Genomic DNA, 22,035 nt, shown 5'->3' on the forward strand with positions numbered 1-22,035 from the left:
CACTCACCGCTCGTCGCGCTCGGCGCTGATGCTCCCGGTCATCGCCGCGACCAGGTCGTCGGTGGTGACCTCGTCCGCGCGCAGCCGGGCCGCCCGCCGGCCGAGGCGCAGCACCTCGACCCGGTCGGCGATCTCGAGCACCTGCGGCATGTTGTGGCTCACCAGCACCACCGACATGCCGGCGTCGCGGGCCCGCCGGACGACGTCGAGCACCCGCCCGGTCTGGACCACGCCCAGCGCCGCGGTGGGCTCGTCGAGGATGACCACGTTCGTCGCCCAGATGATGGCGCGGGCCACCGCCACGCACTGCCGCTGCCCACCGGAGAGCATCGCGATCGGGGTGGTGACCCGAGGAATCCGTACGCCCAGCTCGTCGAGGGCCGCGGCGGCGCCCTGTCGCATGGCCCGCTTGTCGAGCAACCCGAGTCGACCGAGCGGACCGGAGCGCAGGATCTCCCGGCCGAGGTACAGGTTGGCGGCCACGCTGAGGTCGTCGGCGACGGCGAGATCCTGGTAGACGGTCTCCACCCCGGCGCGTCGGGCGTCGACCGGGGTGGAGAACCGGACGGGACTACCACCCACCCGGATCTCGCCCTCGTCCGGCGAGTGCACACCGGACAGCGTCTTGATCAGGGTGCTCTTGCCAGCGCCGTTGTCACCGATCAGCGCGACGACCTCGCCCCGGTGGACTGTGAAGTCGGCACCGCGCAGCGCCTCGACGTGCCCGAATCGTTTGACGATGCCGCGTGCTTCGAGGACCGGCGGTTCGTCGGTGCTCGGCTGCTGATCGCCCTCGGCGGTGACCGTTGGGGAGGTGCCCATCACTGCACCGGCGGGTTGGCGCAGCTGGGTTCGAGCACCGCCTTGATCTCCGTGGAGTCGATGTTCTCCTTGGTGACGAACGTGACGCCGGTGTCCGCCGACGCCAGCGGCGCCTTGTCCCGGAGGTGCTTGACCATCTTGTCGACGCCGAAGTAGCCCATCTTGAACGGGTTCTGCACGACCAGCGCCGAGATCTGGCCGCTGCGTACGCCGGCGATCTCGTCCGGGGCCGCGTCCCAGCCGATGATGACCACCTTGCCGGACTTGCCCGCCGCCTGGATGGCCTGGGCGGCACCGAGCACGCTCGGCTCGTTGGCCGCGAAGACGCCGGCGAGGTTGGGGTTGGCGGTGAGGATGTTCTCGGTGACGCGTCGTGCCTCGTTGACGTCGCTGCGGCTGGGCTGCTGACCGACCAGCTTCAGGTTGGGGTACTGGGCGAGGCCGGACTTGAAGCCGTCGACCCGCTCGGTGTTGGTCTGCGAGCCGGGCTGGAACTCGACGAGCGCCACCTCGTGGTTGCCCGGGCCGAGTGTGGTGGCGAGCCGCTTCGCCGCCTCCACGGCCGACGCACGGTTGTCGGTCGCGAAGAGTGGCACGTTCGATGGCTGCGGGCTGGTGCCAGAGTCGATCATCGCGACGGGGATGTTGGCGCCGAGCGCCTTGTCGGTGGCGGGTGCCAGGGCGCTGGAGTCGGTCGCCGCGTAGACGATGCCGTCGACCTTCTTGGTGACGAAGTTCTGGATCAGGTTGACCTGGCCCTCGACGTCGGTCTCGGTGGTCACCCCGTCCCACTGGACGGTGACGTTACCGGCGCGCTGCGCGGCGCACTCCGCGCCCGCCTTGACCGTGTTCCAGTAGTCGGCCCCGACCGCCTTCGGCACGACGGCGAGCTTCAACGGCCCGCTTGCGTCCTTGGTGGCACCGTCGCCGCCGTCGCGGACCTCGACCCCGCCGCAGGCGCTGAGCAGAGCGGTCGCCGCGGCCACGGCCAGGATCGCCTGTGCGCGCAGGAGTGGGCCTCGTGCCCGCCGGCTGGTGGTGGTGTGTGCCATGGTGTGTGTCCTTCCTCGTTCGGACTCTCGGAATGGCATGTCAACCCCGTGACTCCAGCCGCCGGCGGCGGTACTGGTCGAAGTAGACGGCGGCCCAGATGATCAGGCCGACGATCACCTGCTGGTAGTGGATGCTGATGTCGAGCAGGACGGCGCCGTTGCGCACCAGGGCGATGAGGAACGCGCCGATGATGGTCCCGACGATTCGCCCCTGCCCCCCGAACAGGCTGGCGCCACCGATGACCGCCGCCGCGATGACGTCGAGCTCCAGCGAGATCCCGTAGTTCGGCTGGCCGGAGTTGACCCGGGAGGCGGCGATCATGCCGCCCAGCCCGACCAGCACGCCGGCCAGCACGTAGACGCCGGTCAGGTGACGCCCCACCCGGATGCCGGAGCGGCGGGCCGCCTCCAGGTTGGAGCCCATCGCGTAGGTGTATTGACCGAAACGGGTCTGGGAGAGCAGGAAGGCGACCCCGACGGCGACCAGGACGGTGATCACCACGGCGAACGGGATGCCGAGGATCTCCCCGTTGCCGAGCAGTTGGAAGGATCGGGGCAGACCGTAGACGCCGACCGCGCCGGTGATGATGAAGACGAGGCCACGGCCCACGGACATCGTGCCCAAGGTCGCGATGAACGGCGGGATCCGGGCCACGGTCACCAGCAGCCCGTTCAACAGCCCGGCCAACGCGCCGACGCCGATCGCGACCGCCGTCGCCGCCCAGAGCGAGAAGCCGAGGTCGCGCACGACCATGGCTCCCACGACGCCGGAGAGCGCGGCGACCGACCCGACCGACAGGTCGATGCCCTTGGTGATGATGACCATCGTCTGCGCCGTGGCGATGATGGCGATCACCGCGGTCTGCGCCCCGATGTTGAACAGGTTGTCAGCGGTCAGGAAGTAGGGACTGGCGATGGTCAACGCGATGAACAGCACGACGAGCGCGGTCGCGGCGGTCAGCTCGGAGACGGCGTGGGACAGCCGTTCCCGGAACCAGTCGCTGAGTTCGCCGCGCTGCGTGCCGGCGGTTGCCTCGACGGTACTCATCGTCGGACCTGACCTCCGGAGATAGGTCGGATGTTTCCCTCGATCAGGCGTTACCTTGCCACGCATTCACGCATGTTGCCAAGGTCTTGCCGCCATGTTTTGTCATCGTTACCTGCGCGGCCGGAGGGAGACGTCTGACCAAACCGACACACACAGCCGCCGATGGCGTTTTATCGATAACATGCTATGCGAGACGGTGGTCAACCGCCGCCCTTTGGTCGGACGAATCCGCTGGCACCCACGGTCCCGACGCCGCTTACCGCAAGGTGCGGGGGTTGGGTTGACCGCCTGCGGCGGCACCGATACCGTCGACCCACTATCTGCGGCGACGCGAGGGAAGCCGGTGTGAATCCGGCGCGGTCGCGCCACTGTGAGCGGTCCCCGACCATGGGGCCCGCGAGCCAGGACACTCGGTCGTCCGCAGCCTTACGACGGGGACGCGTCATCCCCGAGGAGGTTCGGGTAATCATGTCCAGCTCCGCTTCCAGCCAGCCGATGGTGCACCCCGCTGGCACCGCTCGTCTCTTGTGGACGGTCTTGGTGACCGTCGTCCTACTCAGCCTGCTGGCCTACCTCGTCGCCTTCGACCAGGGGGCGGTGTCGCGCAGTGGGATGTACCTGCACGAGCTGATGCACGACGGCCGGCACCTGCTGGGTGTCCCGTGCCACTGACCACCGCCACTCCCCCGTTCCTCGCCGTCCTCGTCCGCGGGCTGCTCGCCGGCCTGATCGCTGGACTGCTCGCCGGCGCGTTCGCGTACGTCGCGGGCGAACCACAGGTCGAGGCTGCCATCGCCATCGAGGAGGCGGCCGCGCACGCCGAGCCCGCCGTCGGCGCGCACGACCACGAGGACGCCCTGGTCGGCCGAAATGGCCAACGCGGCGGCCTCTTCCTGGCCACCGGCCTGTTCGGCGCCGCGATGGGCGGCCTGCTGGCCACCGCGTACGTGCTGCTGTCCCGTCGGCGGCGCGGCGACGACGGGCGGTCGGGCCTGCTGCTGGCCGGCGCGGCGCTGCTCGGCGCGGTGATCGTGCCGTTCCTCAAGTACCCGGCGAACCCGCCGGCGGTCGGCGATCCGGCCACCATCAACCAACGGACCGTGACCTACCTGCTGATGGTGGTGCTCGGCCTGGTGGCCGTGTGGGCCGGCTCGCTGGGCTACCGGTCGGTCGGCGCCCAGGCGCCGCCGTGGCTGCGCGCCGCTGCTGCCGTAGGTGGCTTCTTGCTGGTCACGGCGGTGTCGTACGTGGTGATGCCGTCCTTCGAGGAGGTTCCGGCCAACTTCCCCGCGACCCTGCTGTGGAATTTCCGGCTGGCCTCACTCGGCACCCAGGTCGTGCTCTGGACCGGCATCGGCCTGCTCTTCGCGGCCCTGATGCACCACGAGCGGCACCGTCGGGCCGCCACCGCGCTGCCGAGCACGTGACCGGCACCAGCCTCCGGCTGGTCGCCCACGCGCACACCGCCGCCCTGCGTCGGGCCCGCTTCGGCGGGACCGACGACGACCTGGACGAGGGTGGCCGACGTGCTGCCCGCGCCGGCTCAGGCCCGCGTGGGCAGCTCGGCGTCAACGACGTCTGCCTCGCCAGCCCAGCGGCAGCGGCCCGGCAGACCGCCGACGCCTTCGGCCTGCTGCCGACGATCGAAGCGGCGTTGGCCGACTGTGACTACGGCGACTGGTCCGGACGCTCGCTTGAGGAGATCGCCGTCGCGCGGCCGCAGGCGCTGCACGAGTGGCTGGCCACACCGGACTCCGCGCCGCACGGCGGCGAGTCCGTCGCGGCGGTGCGGGATCGGGTGGGTCGCTGGCTGGACGAGCAGCGCGAAGTCGGTCACCGCATCGTCGCGGTCACCCACCCACTGGTGATCCGGGTCGCGGTCGTCCACGCCCTCGACCTGCCGATGGCGACGTACCGGCGGGTGGATGTGGAGCCCTTGGCGATCGTCCGGCTCACCAGCCAGGGTGAGCGCTGGCAACTCCGACTGAGCCCGCCGCGAGCAGGTTGAGGTCACAGCCGCGCCGAGCGCCTGCGGGTCAACCAGCGCGGGTGTGGACCAGGGCGGCGGCATGGTTCAGGGCAGCCTTCTCGACGGCAGAGAGGGCGGGGTCGATCCGGCGCATCCCCAGCGCGCTGCGCAGTTGGGTGGCCCGGGGTGGCTCCGCCCGCCGCTGAAAGGCGTCGAGCCCTTCCCGGGCGAAGTCGGCGAGCTGTCGGTCCCGGCTGACCGCCACCTCGGCGAGGATCAACGCGGTCATGGCCACATCCAGATCGGCCGGCCCCTCGGCGGCGTTACGCCAATCGATCACCACCGGCCCGCGCGAGGTCACCATGACGTTCTGGGGGTGCAGGTCGAGGTGCAGAACGCGGTCCGCCGGGTCGGTGCTGAACCGGGCCGGCAGGGTGTGCAGGCGATCATGCAGGGTCACCAGCAGGTCTGCAGCCACGCCGACGTCGGTGCGTCCAGCGAGCATCGAGGCCAGGAGGGTCTCGCCGTCGAGCCGTTCCAGCACCAGGTCGGGGCCGCTCGCGGCGTGGACCACCGGGACCGGGTAGCCGCCGGCGGCGACGTACGCCATCAGCGCCGCCTCCGGCGCGGTGTCCCCGCCCTGGCGGTAGCGGCGCAGCACCCTCGACTCGTCGAGCGCGAAGACATCGGCGTCACGCCCGGACGCGAGCAGTGCGGGATCGGCCATGGCGCCCGACGCTAACAGGCACGGCGGCAGTCGGTAATGCCCGTGTGGGGCGGGCCGTGAACACGGCCCGCCCCACACGGTTGGTACTACCTCAGACTCAGTTCTAGCCGGTGACGGTGAACGCCCGGGTCACCTTCGTCGCCGAGGTGGCACCGGTCAGCGTGACGCTGGTGGCGCCCGCCTTCGCCGCACCCGGAACGCTGACCGTCGCGCCGGAGATGACGCCGTCACCGTTCGCGCGCACGGTGCTGACCGCGAGCCCGTTCCCGAAGGTGATCGTGACGGCCTCGTTCGGAGCGAACCCGGAACCGTCGACCATGATCGACGTGGCGCGCGGCCCCGAGGTGGTCAGCAGCGCGACCCGCGGCTGGTAGGTCCGCGCCTGCGCCTGCTCGGTCACCTGGACGGTGGCCGTGGCCGGCGTACGCGAGGACGAGCCCGTCGCGGTGACGGCGTACCGACCGGGCTGCGCGTCACCGGAGGTCGGCACCGAGGCGTGGACCGTGCCCGTCGCGGAGGCCGCGACCTTCATGGTCCGGCCGGGGTCGGTGCCGACGCTGACGGTCACCTGCTCGCCGGCGGCGAAGCCGCTGCCGTCGACGGTGATCGCGCCACCGGTGGTGACGGTGCCGGCCGCGGAGAGCGCGATCGCCGGCTGCGATCCGCCCCGAGCCACGGTCACGGTGAAGGACTGCGTGCTGCTCGACAGCGTGTCCCACGCGGTGACGCGCACCGTGTAGGTGCCCTCGCCTGCGTAGGTGTGCTGACCGGTCATGGCACCGGACGCGCTGATCGTCACGTCGTTCGGCACCGTGCCGTCACCCCACTGGACGCGGGCGCGGTAGCCCGTCGTGCCGGGAACGCCACCGGTCACCGAACCGAGGTTCGCCGTGAGGGCCTTGCCGGCGTTGGCCGTCTGGTCCTTCGGAGCGACGGTCGCCAGCGCGGCGGCGGGCGTGCCGTCGTCGGCGACGGCGAACACGTGGATCCGGCCCTCGGCACCGGCGGAACCGGTCTGCTTCGGCAGGGTCACCGAGACCAGCGTCTTGCCCGCCGGGATCTGGTACGGCGCGGTCGCGAACAGGAACGGCTGGGCGCCGTCACGGCTCGTGCCCGACAGTCGGTACGCCGTCCGGGCGACGATGACGTTGCCGTAGGACGGGGTGCCGGATGCGTTCCCGCCCAGCGTCCAGTCGCTCATCTGGATCGGGATGCTGGCCGTGCTGCCATCGCTGAAGTTCGCCGTGCCGGTGGTGCTCTGGTTGCCCTGCGTACCGGCGCCGATGAACGAGATGCTCTTGGCGTCGTTCGGCAGGTCCAGAGCGACGGTCGCGCCGTTTCCGGTGGCGTTGTCCGGCAGCCCGGCCGGGATGGTCGGCAGCGTGAACTGCAGTGCCGTCCCCGGCACCTGCTGCCGCTTGCCCTGGGTCACGCCGCCGGCCGCCAGAGCGGCCCGCGAGTACGCCCACGACTTGGCGTCGCAGTCGCCCGCGACGACCCCTTCGTCGCCGATGCACACGTTGTCGAACGCGGCGATGAGACCGGAGGTCGGGGCGTACGCCACCTCGACGCCGACGGTCGCGGAGCTCTGGCTGTCGCCGTCGGTCACCGTGACGTTCGCCTGGTGGTAACCCGGCGTGGCGTAGGTGTGCGACCCACCGATGTTGTAGACGGCCCGCGACCGCAACGTCAGGGTGCCCTGGGTGACCGGCGTGCCGTCACCCCAGTCGATCGTGGCCCGGTACTCGCTGTCGTCGCCACCGGTGACCGAGGCCAGCGGCACCGAGACCGGCAGCCCAGAGGTCGCCTGCGCGCCGTCCTCGGCGGTGACCGTGATGTCGCCGCCTGCGAGGTCGAGGTCGCCCCCGGCGAGCAACTCGACCTCGGCGAGCGTGGTCTGCGCCGCGCCGACGGTCTTCGTCACCGCGAGGCGGAACTGCGCGAACCGTCCCGGCTTGTCGATCGAGTACGGACGGGTCTGGTTGCGCCACGGGAACACCTGACCGGTACGGGAGTCCACGGTGGTCCAGGTGAGGCCATCGTTGGAGCCCTGCAGGCGCCAGTCCGCCGGATCGCCCGCACTGGCCCCGGACGTGACGGTGTAGTACTTCGGCTTCTGCTTGCCATCACGGAAGGCCCAGGTGATCTGCGGGGTCGCCGAGGTGAAGGTCAGCTGCGTGCTCGACGAGTCGTCGAAGAGCTTCGACGCGTCCTGACCGCCGGTGGCGGTCGCGGTGCCGAGACGGGGGCCGGTGACGTCCTGCAACGGCTTCGGCGTCTCGTCACCCTTGGTCAGCGACGGCGGCGCGTCGTTCTTGCCGCTGCCCCACGACGACGGCTTGGAGCCCATCTCGAAGTCGATGGTGCCGCCCTTGGCGAGCGCCGACACGTTCAGGGACAGGTCGTGCTGCTTCTTGCCGTTGACCTTCACGTCCTGCACGTAGACGTTCGCCACGCTGTTGTTCGGCGCGTTGACGACGATGTCGCCGGTGCTGCGGTGCACGGTCATCTTGGTGAACTGCGGAGAGCCGATCGTCCACTCGGACGACCCGGCCTGCAGCGGGTAGATGCCCAGTGAGCTGAGGACGTACCAGGACGACATCTCGCCGTTGTCCTCGTCGCCCAGGTAGCCCTGGCCGATCTCACTGCCGACGTAGAGGCGACGCAGGATCTCGCGGACCGCCGCCTGGGTCTTCGCCGGTGCGCCGGCGAAGTTGTACATGTACGGAATGTGGTGCGACGGCTGGTTGCTCATGCCGAGCTGACCCATCCGCACCGCGCGGGCTTCGACCATCTCGTGGATGACGCCGCCGTAGCCGCCGGGGTGGTCGGCGTTCTCCGGAGTGGAGAAGAACGTGTCGAGCTTGTCCCGCAGCGCCTTCTGGCCGCCGTACAGGTTGGCCAGGCCCTGACCGTCCTGCTGCGCGGTGAACGCGAAGTTCCACCCGTTGGTCTCGGTGTAGACGCCACCCCAGTCAAGCGGGTCGTCGGCACGGAAGTTGCCAGCGGCGTCGCGACCCTGCATGAGCTTCGTCTTCGGGTCGAACAGGTTGACGTAGTTGCGGGCGCGCTCCAGGAAGTAGCGCGACTCCTCCTTGAGCCGGGCACGCTCCGACTTCGGCGTGGCCGGGTCCTCGGCGAGCGCCGCAGCCATGTTGCCGATGCCGTAGTCGTTGATGTAGCCCTCCAGCGCCCACGACACCGACTCCGCGGTGGAGGTCGGCGTGTAGCCGAGGAACAGGGAGGTCTCGATACCCTTGCGGCCGACCTCGCGGCGCCCGGACGCGACGGTCGCGTCCTTGACGGACGCGTTGTACGCCGAGAGCGGGTCGGGCAGCTTGACCCCGGAGAGGTACGCCTGGGCCAGGGCCACGTTGGCGCTGGTGCCGGTCATCAGGTCGGAGTAGCCGGGCGAGGACCAGCGGGCGATCCAGCCGCCGTCGCGGTAGTGCTGGACGAAGCCGTCGGAGATCTTGGCGGCGATGTCCGGGTAGAGCAGCGAGTAGGCGGGCCACACGGTGCGGTAGGTGTCCCAGAACCCGTTGTTGACGTAGATCTGGCCGTCGACGATCTTCGCACCGGTCTTGGTGGGGGTCGACGTGCCGGGCTGAGCCGAGACCGGGCTCGCGTACTGCCAGCGCGGCGCGGCGGCGGTGCCGGTGTTCTCCGACTGCGAGTTCGGGTAGAGGTTCAGCCGGTACAGGTTCGAGTACATCGAGACCAGCTGCGCCTCGGTGGCGTCCCGCACCTCGACCCGGCCGAGCCGGTCCTTCCACGCGGCCGTGGCGGCGGCGTGGATCTGGTCGAAGCTCTTGCCGGTGACCTCCAGGTCGAGGTTCTTGCGCGCCTGGTCGACGGAGAGGAACGACGTCGCGAGACGCATCGTCACCTCTCGGCTCGTGGTGACGTCGAAGGTGGCGGACGCCGTTGCGCTGGCCGTCGGTGCGCGGTCGAACGCGCCGGAGACGAACATGCGGGTCTGACCGGCCGTCAGGCCGCTCGCGTTGTCCACCCAACCGGTGAACGTGCCGTCCGTGCCGATGGTGAAGTTGCCGTTGTGGAAGACGAGGCTTCCGGTCGCCTGCCCGGTGGGGAAGGTGAACCGCATGATCCCGGCGTGGTCGGTGGGCGACATCTCGGCGATCAGGCCGTTCTGCAGCTTCACCCGGTACAGGTCCGGCTGCGCCGTCTCGTCGTCGTGGCTGAAGGCGAGCGCGCGGCTGGCGGGATCACCGGTGAGTGAGCCGTCGCCGACGACCGGCATGACCGACATCTGGTCGCGGTCACCCATCCACGCGCTTGGCTGGTGGGAGATCGCGAGGCCCTGCAGCATCGGCAGGTTGGCCCCGTTGTTGTTCCGGTGGTACTCGTACTCCCAGGAGTCGGAGTTCGCGTCGGTCACCGGGGTGAAGAAGTTGAAGCCGTTCGGCACCGCGGTGATCGGCAGGTTGTTGCCGCGCGAGAAACCGGCCGTCGAGTTGGTGCCGCGGCGGGTGTCGACGTAGTTGGTGAGCTTCGAGCCGTCGATCGGCGTCGGGGAGCCCTCCACCTCGACGTCGTCGAGCCAGCCCTGGAAGCGGGTCTCCCCGCCGGCCTTCGGGTTGTCGTACGCGAGCAGGATGCGGTCGATCGTCTTGCCGCGCGCGATGGTGCCGAGGTCGGTCTGCACCAGGTTCCACTGGTCGGCGAAGAGTGCCTTCGAGGCAGCCTGACCGGGGCCGGTGAGCAGGTTGCCGTGCTGGTCGACGGGTGAGCGCCCACTCAGGTAGCTGCCGTCGGTGAAGTGCAGGTCGAGCGCGGCGTAGGTGGACGGGTACTGAGCGTCCCCATCGGTGTACTCGGGGAAGATCTTGTACGACAGTCGGGTCTTCGGCCCGACCGGGATGTTGACGTCGAAGAGCTTGTTGGTCCCGTACGAGCGGCCACTGGCCAGGGCGCCGCCGGCGTACCGCAGCGCGGCCAGCCCGGTGAAACCGGCGTCCGGCTTCGTGGTTTGCCCGTCATACGGACCGGCGCTGAGCACGCTGGCCATGTTCGTGACCGGCGGGCGGACATCCGAGCCGTCGCTGATGTTCCAGTCGCCGAGCTGCAGGATCGTGCCACCGGAGTTCGCGGTGACGTTGAGCCGGTAGAAGCTGTAGGCGGTCGTGTTGGTGAGGCTGTACTTGTTGGTCGCGAAGCGGCTGCTGAACTTCTGGCCGGTGCGCTTGTCCAGGTCGGTCCAGGTGTTGCCGTCGTTCGACCCCTGGATGACGAAGTCCTTGGGGTCTCGCGCCGACTCGTCGTTGGCGGCGGTCAGCGAGTACCGCACCACCTTCGTCGGCTTGGCGAGCTGGTAGGTCACCCAGCCGGTCGTCGCGAACGTGAGCCACTTGGTCGACGGCTCCTCGTCCTTGAGGTTCGCGGCGATCTCTCTCGGCTCGTACTCGTCGCTCGCGGTCACGGCGGTGACCTGGCCGAGCAGGCTGCCAGGCAGCGTGGAGACCTTGCCGCTCAGGTTGCCCTGGACCGGCTTTCCGTTCGCGCCGACCTCAACGGTGCTGGTGGCGGGCTGCGGGTCGGCGGACTCGAACGAGGAGGTGAAGTTGCCGGGCGTTGCCGGGCTGGGGGCTGCGTACGCCAGGGGCGTCGCGACGAGCAGGCCCAGCGGAAGCAGGGCTGCTGTCGTCGCCGCCAGCAGGCGCGGACGCGCGAGGGGGGTATGCGACATGAGGGACGGGGCCTTTCGACTCGAACCGTGTCGAGTACGTCGAACGTGTGGGCAGAGTGGAACTTCTCGTAGGTCGGGCCCTGACATCGTTGTCATTGGCGCTCGTGTGCAACGAGAGTCGGGGCGGTGAACTGTCGCTGATAGTTCCGGGCGCACCACGGCCGTGTCAACGGGTTGATCACAACGAAACGGCCGCCGTCCCATCCGGGTGCCGGCGGCCGTTCGCCGGGCCTCGACTCCGTTCGCGGACGTTTGCCGAGGCCCGGCCACGGATCAGCAGTAGAGGTTGGCTCCGGCGGAGACGCCGAGGATGCCCACGAACTGCTGGTACTTGGTGACGCGACTCTGCACCTGGGCGGGGTTCCCACCGTTGCACTCGATCGAGCCGTTGATGCTGCGGATCGTCTGACCGAACCCGGCGCTGTTGACCATCGCGTTGTGAGCCGTCATGGTGCCCGGCCCGTTCTGGGTCATCCAGTACCAGATACCGGTCTTCCAGGCCACCGAGGCGTCGTTCTGCACCAGCCACGGGTTGGTCAGCAGTGGCAGGTTGAGCGCGTTACCGGCGGCGTTGTAGTTGAAGTTCCAGCTGAGCTGGATCGGCCCACGCCCGTAGTAGGCGGCCTGCCCGGCGGGGCAGCCGTAGGGCTGGCCGTAGTCACAGTAGTGCGGGTAGTTCGCGGTGTTCTGCTCGACCACGTGCACGAGCCCGCCGGTCTCGTGGAACACGTTCGCCAGGAAGGCCGCGGCCTCCTGCCGTTGGATGGTGGAGCTGCCGGTGCGCGCGAATGCCGGGTACGCGCTGAGCGCGGCGACGAGCCCGGAGTACGTGTAGAACGAGTTGCGACCCGGGAACATCTGGTTGAACTGGGCCTCGGTGACCACGAAGCCGCCCGGGTTGGTGGGCGGCGGGGTGGTCGGCGGCTGGCCGCTACAGGTGTAGGGCTCCCAGTACCAGGTGCTGATGATCGGGTCGTACCCGGGATTCTCGTGCTCGGCGATGTAGTAGAGACCGTTGGTGTACCGCACGATCGCCCCGGTGGCGTACCAGGTCCCGGCGGTCCAGTTCGGGTAGCTGCAGGTCCCCCCGGTGGGCGGCGTGGTGCCTCCCCCGCACGCTCCGAGGTCCTCCCAGACGCCGGTCGTGCCGGGCGGCGCCTCGTTCTGGGTCCACCACTTCGCCCGGTAGTTACGGCCGTTGTGGGAGACCTGGGCATCTCCCCAGTAGACGGCCGAGGCCTGCCACGCTGCTGAGCAGGCTGCCGCCGAGGCCGGCGTGGACGGGAGGACCGCAACCAGTCCACCGGCGACGATCAGTGCCACCAGCGCGACCAGCGCGCGCAGTCTCGTCATGTGAAAGCTCCTTCCTGGGACCTCACTGGCCGAAACCCGAGTCGGATATCGACTTGCATGACTGTAACATCTTCTGTTCACAATCTTTACTGTTGCGCGGATCCAGCGCGGCGGCGAGCCCGACGATCGGCGGCCGAAAATTCCGGCGACTTTCCGGATCATGGCGGACACGTCTCCCGCGATCGGCATGATCGGGGCAGCCCAAGCAACGCTTGCCAGCCTAGGCAACCTGGAATTGCACCTCTGCGCCGTTCCGGAGCTATTCCGGAAGTTGTTGACGCGTTGGAATTCTCGCTGTAATACTTCGATCCACCGAGGTCGATGTGACGGATCCGGCTCGACCCACCACTCACCCACACCTGTCCGGACTGGGCTGCCCGCACGCCGGGGCGCGTCCGGGCCTGCGAGAAGGGGCACCAGATGAGCAGGCTCTTCCCCCGCACGGCCCTGTGGTCGAGGCGCTTACGCGCGGCGCTCGCCGTCCTCGCCACCGCCGTCGCGATGTGCGGCGTCGTCCTCGCGGCCACCTCGACCCCGTCGAGCGCCGCCACCTGCAACGGCTACGTCGGCCTCACCTTCGACGACGGTCCAACCGGTAACACAAGCGCGCTGCTGAACGTACTGCGCAACAACGGCGTACGGGCCACGATGTTCAACGTCGGGCAGAACGTCCAGAACAACCAGTCGGCCGCGCAGGCACAGGTAGCCGCCGGCATGTGGGTCGCCAACCACAGCTGGAACCACGCCCACATGACCTCGATGAGCCAGTCTCAGATGCAGTCGGACCTGTCCCAGACCAGCTCGGCGATCCAGTCGGCGACCGGCAGCCGGCCGGTGCTGTTCCGGCCGCCCTACGGCGAGACCAACTCCACCCTGCAGTCCGTCGCGTCGTCACTGGGCATGCGCCAGGTGATCTGGGACGTGGACTCGCAGGACTGGAACGGCGCCAGCGTCAGCCAGATCGTGGCCAACGCGAGCCGACTCCAGGCCGGTCAGGTCATCCTGATGCACGACGGGATTCAGAACACCCGCGACGCGATCCCGCAGATCGTGGCCAACCTGACCAGCCGCAACCTGTGCCCCGGCATGATCTCGCCGTCCACCGGCCGCGCGGTCGCGCCGGACGGCACCACGCCGCCGACGACCAGCCCGCCGACGAGCCCGCCGCCCTCCGGTGGCACCTGCACCGCGACCGCCACGACCCCCAACGTCTGGGGCGACCGGTACAACACGTCGGTGACGGTCAGCGGCGCCAACACGTGGACGGTGGTCGTGGCCATCACCTCGCCGCAGCGGGTCTCCACCATCTGGAACGGCACCGCCACCTGGGACAGCAGCGGCACCATCATGACCATGCGATCCAACGGCAGCGGCAACACCTTCGGCTTCACCACGATGACAAACGGCAACAGCAGCGCCCGCCCACAGATTCGCTCCTGCACCTCGGGCTGACACCGCCCGGGTTGAGACGTGCGCGGTGGGTGCGCCCGGCACCCACCGCGCACCGCCCGAATCTGTCGGGGGTCGCCGTTAGCGTGTGGTCACTGTCGCCGCGCCGGCCAGTTCGCGCCGATCGCTGACCCCTCGGAGGCCCCCATGTCCCAGGAGACGACCTACCTCGAACTGTCCGAAGTAGACGGTGCGCACAAGTTCTACGAGGTCATCGTCGACAACGCCACACTGACGGTGCGCTACGGCCGGATCGGTGACCAGGGGCAGATCAAGGCGAGCGCCTATCCGGACAACGCCCGGGCCCGGGCCGCGGCAGCGAAGAAGATCGGCGAGAAGGTCCGCAAGGGCTACGCGCCGGCCGTCGCCGGCGTCCGCCAGAAGCGCTCGGTGTCCCGGCGGCAGATCGTCAGCACCCGCTCCACCGCCCACACCGCCCCGGTGCTCTGGCGCTACGACTCCGGCGCCCCCGCCTTCGGCATCTTCGTCGATGGGCAGCACTGCATGGTCGGCAACGAGCACGGGGTCATCACCACGCTCGACCACGACGCCCAGGTGCGCAGCCAGGTCCGCCTCCCCGACGGTGTGAAGTGCATCGTCGCCGACGACGCCTGGGTCTACGCCGGCTGCGACGACGGCAACGTCTACGACCTGTCCGGCAAGGTGCCCCGGGTGGCGTACGCGATCGCCCCCGAGATCGACATCTACTGGCTGGACATCCACGACGGCGTCCTCGGCGTCTCGGACGCCGACGGCGGGATCACCGCCGTCGACCACGAGGACGAGTTCCTGTGGCGTCGGCCCGGGCGAGGGAGTTCGGCCTGGATGGTGCGGTGCGACGACGACGCCATCTACCACGGCCACTCGCAGGGCGTGACCGGCTACGAGTGGCGCACCGGCCGCGAGCTGTGGCACACCCGGACCGGTTCGGTGCTCTTCGGCTGGCAGGAACACGGCAGTGTGTTCGCCGGGACGGGCACCCGCGAGGTGGTGCGGCTGTCCAAGTCGGGTCGACACGAACGCAGCTACCGCTGCGACGCCCCGGTCTTCTCCTGCGCCACCGCCGAGGGCGGCGAGTACGTCTTCGCCGGTGACAGCCAGTCCTCGATCTACTGCTTCGACGCGGCGGGCAACCGGCTGTGGAAGCTCGGCACCGGCTGCGGCTCGGCGTACTCCATGCAGTACCACGACGACCGGCTCTACGTCGTCACCACCGGCGGCCATCTGGCCTGCATCGACGCGAGCGAGCCGGCGATCCGCGCGGCCCAGGCCGGGGACGTGCCCCAGGTACGCGACGTCAAGGCCCCGCGCGAGACGCCACTGGCGGTCCAACCGACGATCGTCGAGGTGACCAACGACTCGGGCTCGGGCGTGGTCGTGCAGTGCATGGACGATCGGGGGCGGTTGCGGGTTCAGGTGCTCTCCGACGGCTTCCGGCGCGACTGGTCGGTGCAGTTTCCCAAGGGGATCCGCGAGCCGGGCGCGCGCTACCTGGTGACCGAGGTCCGCGAGTCCAGCCGTGGTGGGTTCTACCGGGCCTACGGCGACATCCGCCGTCTGGGCTGAGCGGTGATCGCCGCGCCTGCGGCATCGACGGGTCACCTGTCGCGCCCACCCGTGTCGTAGGGTGCCGGCATGGCGCACCCCGTCCCGGCCGGCGGCGCGGCCAACGGAGCCTGGTGGGCCGCCCCGCCGACCCGGCAGGTGAGCCATCTGCCGGCCGTCGACCCGGAGCTGCTGCGGGTGGCCCTCGACCCGTTGCCGCCAGCGGCGCCCGCGATCGTGCACTACCGACCCACGGTGGTGGGCCCGCTCGGCGACCTGGTGGACGCCCTCCTCGACCAACTGGACACTGCGGCGCTCGCGATGTTCCCCAGCTGGCTGGCGGGCGCCGACCGTATCGACAGCGAGGGCACGCTCGGGGTCGCGGCGGTGCGCGCCCTCGCGGCCCGTTCCGCCGCCCGCTCCCGGCACTTCGGCCCGTTCCTCGCTGACCTCGCCGAGCGTGGGCTGCGCGATCCACGCCGGCCCGCCGGCCGGTCCCGCTTCGCCCCAGGTGTACGCGCCGCCGGGCTCGCCCGGGTGATCGCCGAGGCGTACGACCGGGAGAGCTGCGTACTCGTCATGGCCCTGCCCGATCTGGAGGCCGAGGCCGAGCGGACGCTGGTGGCCGCCGCCGAGTGGCTCGTGCGGCACGGCGGCTTCACCGTGTGGTTGGCCGGCGGGCCCCTGCGCCACGTCGACCGGGTGCGGTCGGTGCCGGTGCGGGTGCCGACGCGCTTCGCCGAGCTGGCCAGTACCCGCGATCCGCCTCCGGCCACGGCCGCCGAGCCGGGGTCGACGGTGTTGGCCTGGCCCACGATCGCGGGCGTGCCACGTGGCGACAGCGCCGCCGAGCAGGCGTTGGAACGCGCGCTCGCACCGCACGACTGGGCCTGCGGTCGGCGGTGGAACCAGACCTACGAGTGGCATGTCCTCGGTGTGGCGTACCGACTGGATCTGTTTTGGCCCGCAGAGGGTCTTGCGGTCGAGGTGGACGGCCCGGAGCATCGTGGGCGAATCGCTTTCGCCAACGATCGGCGGCGGGACGTGCAGCTGCAACTCCTCGGGCTGGACGTGCTCCGCTTCACCAACGAGCAGGTGCTCACCGACGTGCCGGCGGTGGTCGACGGGATCCGTCGACTGCTGGCCCGGCGGCGCGCGGGCGGCACGTACCCCCATGGAGATGAGAGATCATGACGAGCCCGGCGGACGTCCCGCATTTGACGCCGAACCAAATCAACGCCCTCGTGGTGCTGATGGTCGAGGCGCGTCGAGTCACCAACGTCGAGCTGAAAGAGCTGGCCGGTTTCACCCTGACCGGCACGGACAACAAGAAGCTCGTCGACCTGGGCCTGGTGGACACCGATCGGACGCACCGCCCGTTCGCCCACGAGCTGACCGAGGAGGGCTGGCGGGTAGTCCGTCAGCTACACACCTCCCCACCGCCGAAGCAGGGTGGCTCGACGACCCGGTCGCTGTTCGTCGTCCTGACGAACCTGCACCGTTCGCTGGACCGGCTCCGGGTCAGCCACGGGGACTTCTTCAAGCAGACCGACGCCGTGACCCCGTTGGCCAGCGAGCCTCGGCACGAAGCACCGGCAGCGGCAGCGGCGGACGTGGACGTGGAGGCGCTGGTCCGTGCGGCGTACCGGGAGCTGGCTACCTCGCCGGGCGCCTGGGTCGGCCTCGCCGACGTGCGGGACCGGCTCGCCGACACCGACCGGGCCGCCCTGGACGCCGCGTTGCGGACGCTTGTCGGCCGGGACGACGTCCGCATCATCCCGGTGGCGAACACCAAGTCACTGACGGCACGGGACCGGGCCGCGGCCGTCCGCATCGGGAACGAGGACAACCACGCCCTGGCGATCGGCCCGGCATGATCTCGGATGACCAGCGGACCGCGCTGGAAGCGGTGAGTCTCAACCCGGCGGTCACCCCGGACGACGTCTGGCGACCCAGCCCGCACAATGTGCCGGAGCTGCACGAGAAGGTGGCCGCGGAGATCCTGCGCGGGGTGGCGCGGGCCCGCACCGACGACACGAGCATGCCGCTCGGTGTGGCCATGCAGGGCCGCGCGGGCGCTGGCAAGACGCACCTGCTCGGGGCGGTCCGCGAACAGATCCAGCGCGACGGCGGCTACTTCTTCCTGGTCGACATGGTCAGTGGCAAGACGTTCTGGGAGAGCGTCGCCCTGGCACTGGTGGAGGGGATGGGCCGCCCGCACGTCGGTTGGGGCACCCAGCTGAAGACCTTTCTGCGTCGACTCACCACCCAGCTCGGCCTGCCGGTCGAGGTCCGCGACGCGGTCGCCGGCGCCCGACCGGTGGCCCGCGCGCAGCTCGACACCTTCATCTGGGCGCTGCGCGAGCGCGATCGGGAGGTCGGACGGGACGCCCAGGACACCGCTCGGGCGCTCGTCCTGCACGGCGCCGTCGACTTCGAGGCACAGGACGTCGGTTACGCCCACCTGATCTCCGAACCGGGTGACCCGGCCGCGCGGGCGGCGTGGGGGTTGAGCGCCGCGATCCGCACTCCGCAGCAGGTCGTGCAGGACATCTCCCGGCTGATGGCGCTGGCTCTGGACCCCACGGTCATCGCCGTGGACCAGCTCGACACGCTGTTCGCCCAGACCAGCACCTCACTGCTCAACCAGCATCAGGGGCTGGAGGACGCCCAGGCAAAGGTGCTCGGCCCGATCGCCGACGGCCTGCTCAAGCTCCGCGACATCACCCGCCGCACGCTTGTCGTCGTCTCGTGCCTGCCGGACACCTGGGTGCTGATGACCCGCGCGGCGCCCACTCCGGTCGCCGACCGCTTCCGTACGTCGACCCTGCCGGACCGGATCCCCACCCCGGAGATCGGGCAGGCGATCGTGGCGAAGCGCCTCTCCGCCGCGTTCGCAGGTATGTTCTTCGGGCCACCGCACGCCACCTGGCCGATCGCCCCCGCCGCCTTCGCCGACGCGCCCACCCTGACGCCGCGCGCGCTGCTGCGCCGGGTCGACCGCCACATCGCCTGGTGCCGAGACCGCGACGAGGTGGTCGAACTCGACCGACTCATCGACGGCGTCGACTCGACGCCGACGGTGAGCACCGTCCGCCGCGCCTCCGGCGACCCGACGACGGACGAGCGCCGCCTGCGCGAGTTGGACGCACGCTTCGCCGAGCTGGTCGAGGCCGCAGACGTGTCGGCCGCCGTCGACCCGGCGGGCGAGGACGAGCACATGCCAGCGCTGCTCGCCGCCGGCCTGGCCGCCTGGATCGCCGAGCAGGCGCCGACCGGCGCCACCTACAAGTACGATCCGCCGCCCGGCCGCAAGCCCGCGCTGCACGGGCGGCTGATCGAGGTGCTCGACGAGGCCACCGAGAACGAGGCCCACTGGTGCTTCCGGGCCATCGCGCACCCCAACGCCATCGCCGTCACCGCCCGGGTCAAGGCCGCGTGCACGCTCGCCGGGTTGGACCGGGACCTGCCGCAACGGCGGCTCATCCTGCTGCGCAACGGTCCATGGCCGACCGGGAAGCGTACGACCGAGGTGTTGACCGGCTTCGACGCGGCCGGCGGCCTACGGTGCGGCGTGTCGGAGGCGGACCTTCGGGTCTTCGCGGCGCTGCGGGTGCTGGCTACCGAGCCCTCCACAGCCTTGCAGGAGTGGCTGGTGGCCCGCCGTCCGGCCAGCGGCTCCGAGCTGTTCCGCACGGTTCTGCCCGGGCCCGACGGGTCGCGCGACGACGCCCCGCCGTCAGCGCCCAACGAGCCACCGTCGGGCGCTGACGATTCCGTTGCCGATCCCGACGCGACGAGCGGGCCGGTCGCGGACCTGCCTGATGATCCGGCGACCGTGCTCGTACCGACTGAGCCGGCCGAGCTTGTGGTCGGCGTCGACGGTCGGGCCGTCGGGCTGGGGCGGACCGTCGACGGCGGCCACCCGTTCGCGGTGCCCCTGGAGTCGCTGCGCCGGCACGCCGTCGTGTTCGCCGGGTCCGGCTCGGGCAAGACGGTGCTCATCCGTCGCCTGGTCGAGGAGTGCGCCCGCGAGGGGGTCTCCTCGATCGTGCTCGACCCCAACAACGACCTCGCCCGGCTCGGCGACGCGTGGCCCGAACCACCGAGCGGGTGGGGGCCCGGCGACGCGGAACGGGCCACCGACTACCTCGCACACACCGAGGTGGTGGTCTGGACGCCCCGGGTCACCGCCGGCCGACCACTGAGCTTCCAGCCGCTACCCGACTTCACCTCGCTGCGGGACTGGCCGGACGAGTTCGACCAGGCCGTCCGCTCCGCCGTGGAGGCCCTCGCGCCCCGGGCCGGCGTCGACAGGTCGAGCCGGCTCGCCCAGCAGGGCAAGGCCGTGCTCACCGAGGCCCTCCAGGCGTACGCGCGAAGCGGGATGGTGGGCCTGCCCGGCTTCACCGAGTTCCTCACCGACCTGCCCGACGGGGTCAGTCGACTGGCCCGTGCCGGGAAGCTCGCCGAGGAGTTGGCCGAGGCGCTCAAGGCGGCGATGGTCACCGACCCGCTCTTCGGCGGGGTCGGCGCACCGGCCGACCCCGGGCTGCTGCTGACGCCGTCGCCGGGGCGGCGGGCCCGGGTGTCGGTGATCAGCTTCGTCGGCCTCACCTCCGACCAGGAGCGGCAGAGCTTCGTCAACCAGTTGCAGATGGCGCTCTTCGCGTGGATCAAGCGGCACCCCGCCGGTGACCGACCGTTGGGTGGGCTGTTCGTGATGGACGAGGCGCAGACGCTGGCGCCCTCGACCGGCACCACCGCCTGCACCGCCAGCTCGATCGCGCTGGCCGCGCAGGCCCGCAAGTACGGGCTCGGGCTGGTCTTCGCCACCCAGGCGCCCAAGGGTCTGCACAACCAGATCTCCGGCAACGCGACGACGCAGTTCTTCGGGCTGCTCAACGCGCCCGCGCAGATCGACGCGGCCCGCCAGCTCGCCGAGGCCAAGGGCGGGCGACTTCCGGACATCGGCCTGCTCAACAGCGGCGAGTTCTACGCCGCCGGGGAGGGATTCTCGTTCGTCAAAGTCCGCACCCCGCTGTGCCTGACGCACCACCCGAAGGCGCCGTTGACCCCCGAGGAGGTGGTCGCCCGCGCCCGCCCGGCTGGGTAGCCTGAGGCCATGATCTTCATTACCGCCAAGTTCCGAGTCCTGGCCGAGCACGCCGACCGGTGGCCGCAGATCGCCGCCGAGTTCACCGAGGCGACCCGGGCCGAGCCGGGCTGCCTGTGGTTCGACTGGTCCCGCAGCGTAGACGACCCGACCGAGTACGTGCTGGTCGAGGCGTTCCGCGACGACCAGGCCGGCGGAGCCCACGTGCAGTCCGCCCACTTCCGCACGGCCCAGGAGACCCTGCCGCCATACCTGGCCGAGACGCCACGCATCGTGAACGCCACAGTGCCGCAGGAGGACTGGTCGCTGCTCGGCGAGATGGCCGTCCCCGAGGGCCGCTGACCCGCCGCCGACCCGCGACCCGCCGTCAGCGCAGCCGGCGGGCGGTGAAACGGGCCGGCGGGTCGGCGATCACGTCCTGCGCCGCGATCAACTGGATCTCCCGGGTGCCCGCCGCGAGCGTCGCCTCGAGGACGGCGTAGACGGAGGCGATGGTGCGTTCCAGCGCGGTCGCGGGTGAGCCGGTCGTCCACAGGTGCGCGAGGTACAGCGCCGCGGTGACGTCGCCCCCACCGTTCGGGTTGATCGGCAGCAGCGGCGTGGTGACCGCCCAGGCACCCTCGTCGGAGACCGCCACCACCTCCAGCGAGTCCGGCGGCAGGTCGCCGTGGAGCACGCTGGTCACCAGGACGTGCCGGGGCCCGGTCGCGCGCACCACGTCGACGGCGTCGAGCACCTCGGCCAGCGAGTTCGTCGTACGACCGGCCAGGAAGTCGAGCTCGAAGTGGTTCGGTGTGATGATGTCCGCACGCGGCACGACGGTGTCCCGCAGGTACTCCGGAATGCCGGGCCGGACGAACATGCCCCGACCGGCGTCGCCCATCACCGGGTCACAGCAGTACACCGCGGCCCGGTTTGTCGCCTTCACCTTCGCCACCGCGTCCAGGATCACCGCGCCCATGGCCGGGTCGCCCTGGTAGCCGGAGAGCACCGCGTCGGCGCTGCCGAGGACCCCCCGGTCCGCGATGCCCGCGATCACCTCGGCGACGTCGGCCGCTGGCAGCATCGGCCCACGCCACGCGCCGTACCCGGTGTGGTTGGAGAAGTGCACCGTCAGGACCGGCCAGACCTCGTGCCCGAGCCGTTGCAGGGGAAACGCCGCCGCCGAGTTGCCGACGTGACCGTAGGCGACCGACGACTGGATGGACAGGATCTTCACCGGCCCATCATCGCCGCTGCGGCCG

General features: G+C 70.5%; 16 protein-coding genes and 1 riboswitch. Of the genes, 9 read left to right on the plus strand and 7 right to left on the minus strand.

The genetic code is table 11. The features are described 5' to 3' along the window. Positions 1–3: 3 nt before the first annotated feature. Genes IF46_RS0122050 through IF46_RS0122060 form a run of 3 tightly spaced genes read right to left on the minus strand, consistent with a single transcriptional unit; the run spans position 4 to position 2,922 of the window. Positions 4–822: an ATP-binding cassette domain-containing protein gene (locus IF46_RS0122050; RefSeq protein ID WP_051724072.1), complete on the minus strand. Its 819-nt coding sequence runs from the start codon at positions 820–822 to the stop codon at positions 4–6. Continuing rightward, on the minus strand, positions 822–1,874 hold the full coding sequence (locus tag IF46_RS0122055) for an ABC transporter substrate-binding protein (protein WP_084597992.1): 1,053 nt from the start codon (positions 1,872–1,874) through the stop codon (positions 822–824). The genes IF46_RS0122050 and IF46_RS0122055 overlap by 1 nt, the downstream gene beginning before the upstream one ends. 40 nt (positions 1,875–1,914) lie before the next feature. Further along, complete coding sequence (locus tag IF46_RS0122060; protein ID WP_030490261.1) at positions 1,915–2,922, minus strand: ABC transporter permease; 1,008 nt, start codon at positions 2,920–2,922, stop codon at positions 1,915–1,917. A 335-nt stretch (positions 2,923–3,257) separates the two neighbouring features. Continuing rightward, positions 3,258–3,332, plus strand: a riboswitch (cobalamin riboswitch). 58 nt (positions 3,333–3,390) lie between these two features. On the opposite strand from IF46_RS0122060, the gene IF46_RS33910 reads away from it, so the two are divergent. The 3 genes from IF46_RS33910 to IF46_RS0122075 are packed head-to-tail and all read left to right on the plus strand — an operon-like array spanning position 3,391 to position 4,930. Continuing rightward, positions 3,391–3,594 carry a CbtB domain-containing protein gene (locus IF46_RS33910; RefSeq protein ID WP_198041502.1) on the plus strand — a complete coding sequence of 68 codons (204 nt, stop codon included), beginning with the start codon at positions 3,391–3,393 and terminating at the stop codon, positions 3,592–3,594. Beyond that, the gene (locus IF46_RS0122070) at positions 3,585–4,349 is read left to right on the plus strand and encodes a CbtA family protein (RefSeq protein WP_030490262.1); all 765 of its coding nucleotides are present in this window, start codon (positions 3,585–3,587) and stop codon (positions 4,347–4,349) included. Before IF46_RS33910 ends, IF46_RS0122070 begins: the two co-directional genes overlap by 10 nt. After that, positions 4,346–4,930 (plus strand): histidine phosphatase family protein, encoded by a 585-nt coding sequence (locus tag IF46_RS0122075; RefSeq protein ID WP_030490263.1) that lies wholly within the window; start codon positions 4,346–4,348, stop codon positions 4,928–4,930. The genes IF46_RS0122070 and IF46_RS0122075 overlap by 4 nt, the downstream gene beginning before the upstream one ends. Positions 4,931–4,958: 28 nt before the next feature. Here IF46_RS0122075 and IF46_RS0122080 read toward each other — a convergent pair whose 3' ends face one another. The 3 genes from IF46_RS0122080 to IF46_RS0122090 all read right to left on the minus strand — a co-directional run bounded on the left by IF46_RS0122080 (position 4,959) and on the right by IF46_RS0122090 (position 12,681). After that, positions 4,959–5,618 (minus strand): phosphotransferase, encoded by a 660-nt coding sequence (locus tag IF46_RS0122080; RefSeq protein ID WP_030490264.1) that lies wholly within the window; start codon positions 5,616–5,618, stop codon positions 4,959–4,961. A gap of 103 nt (positions 5,619–5,721) precedes the next feature. Then, positions 5,722–11,328: a GH92 family glycosyl hydrolase gene (locus IF46_RS0122085; RefSeq protein WP_030490265.1), complete on the minus strand. Its 5,607-nt coding sequence runs from the start codon at positions 11,326–11,328 to the stop codon at positions 5,722–5,724. 273 nt (positions 11,329–11,601) lie between these two features. Next, positions 11,602–12,681, minus strand: a complete 1,080-nt coding sequence (locus IF46_RS0122090; protein ID WP_030490266.1) for a glycoside hydrolase family 19 protein — start codon at positions 12,679–12,681, stop codon at positions 11,602–11,604. 420 nt (positions 12,682–13,101) lie between these two features. On the opposite strand from IF46_RS0122090, the gene IF46_RS0122095 reads away from it, so the two are divergent. From IF46_RS0122095 to IF46_RS0122120, 6 genes are all read left to right on the plus strand, one after another. Beyond that, positions 13,102–14,133, plus strand: coding sequence for a polysaccharide deacetylase family protein (locus IF46_RS0122095; protein ID WP_030490267.1), 1,032 nt, complete (start codon positions 13,102–13,104; stop codon positions 14,131–14,133). Between the two features lie 144 nt (positions 14,134–14,277). Beyond that, positions 14,278–15,696 carry a PQQ-binding-like beta-propeller repeat protein gene (locus IF46_RS0122100; protein ID WP_030490268.1) on the plus strand — a complete coding sequence of 473 codons (1,419 nt, stop codon included), beginning with the start codon at positions 14,278–14,280 and terminating at the stop codon, positions 15,694–15,696. 69 nt (positions 15,697–15,765) lie between these two features. Continuing rightward, a complete protein-coding gene (locus tag IF46_RS0122105; protein WP_051724073.1) occupies positions 15,766–16,869 on the plus strand; it encodes an endonuclease domain-containing protein in 1,104 nt (367 codons plus the stop codon). Next, complete coding sequence (locus tag IF46_RS0122110) at positions 16,866–17,552, plus strand: hypothetical protein (RefSeq protein WP_030490270.1); 687 nt, start codon at positions 16,866–16,868, stop codon at positions 17,550–17,552. The genes IF46_RS0122105 and IF46_RS0122110 overlap by 4 nt, the downstream gene beginning before the upstream one ends. After that, positions 17,549–20,791, plus strand: a complete 3,243-nt coding sequence (locus IF46_RS0122115) for an ATP-binding protein (protein WP_030490271.1) — start codon at positions 17,549–17,551, stop codon at positions 20,789–20,791. The genes IF46_RS0122110 and IF46_RS0122115 overlap by 4 nt, the downstream gene beginning before the upstream one ends. Before the next feature lie 9 nt (positions 20,792–20,800). Continuing rightward, entirely contained in the window at positions 20,801–21,133 is a 333-nt protein-coding gene (locus tag IF46_RS0122120) for a putative quinol monooxygenase (RefSeq protein WP_030490272.1), read from the plus strand. A gap of 25 nt (positions 21,134–21,158) precedes the next feature. Here the strand turns inward: IF46_RS0122120 and pdxY are convergent, their stop codons facing one another. Next, positions 21,159–22,010 carry a pyridoxal kinase PdxY gene (pdxY, locus tag IF46_RS0122125; protein WP_030490273.1) on the minus strand — a complete coding sequence of 284 codons (852 nt, stop codon included), beginning with the start codon at positions 22,008–22,010 and terminating at the stop codon, positions 21,159–21,161. Between the last annotated feature and the right edge of the window lie 25 nt (positions 22,011–22,035).

The organism is Micromonospora chokoriensis, assembly GCF_000718555.1.
Taxonomy (GTDB): Bacteria; Actinomycetota; Actinomycetes; order Mycobacteriales; family Micromonosporaceae; genus Micromonospora; species Micromonospora chokoriensis_B.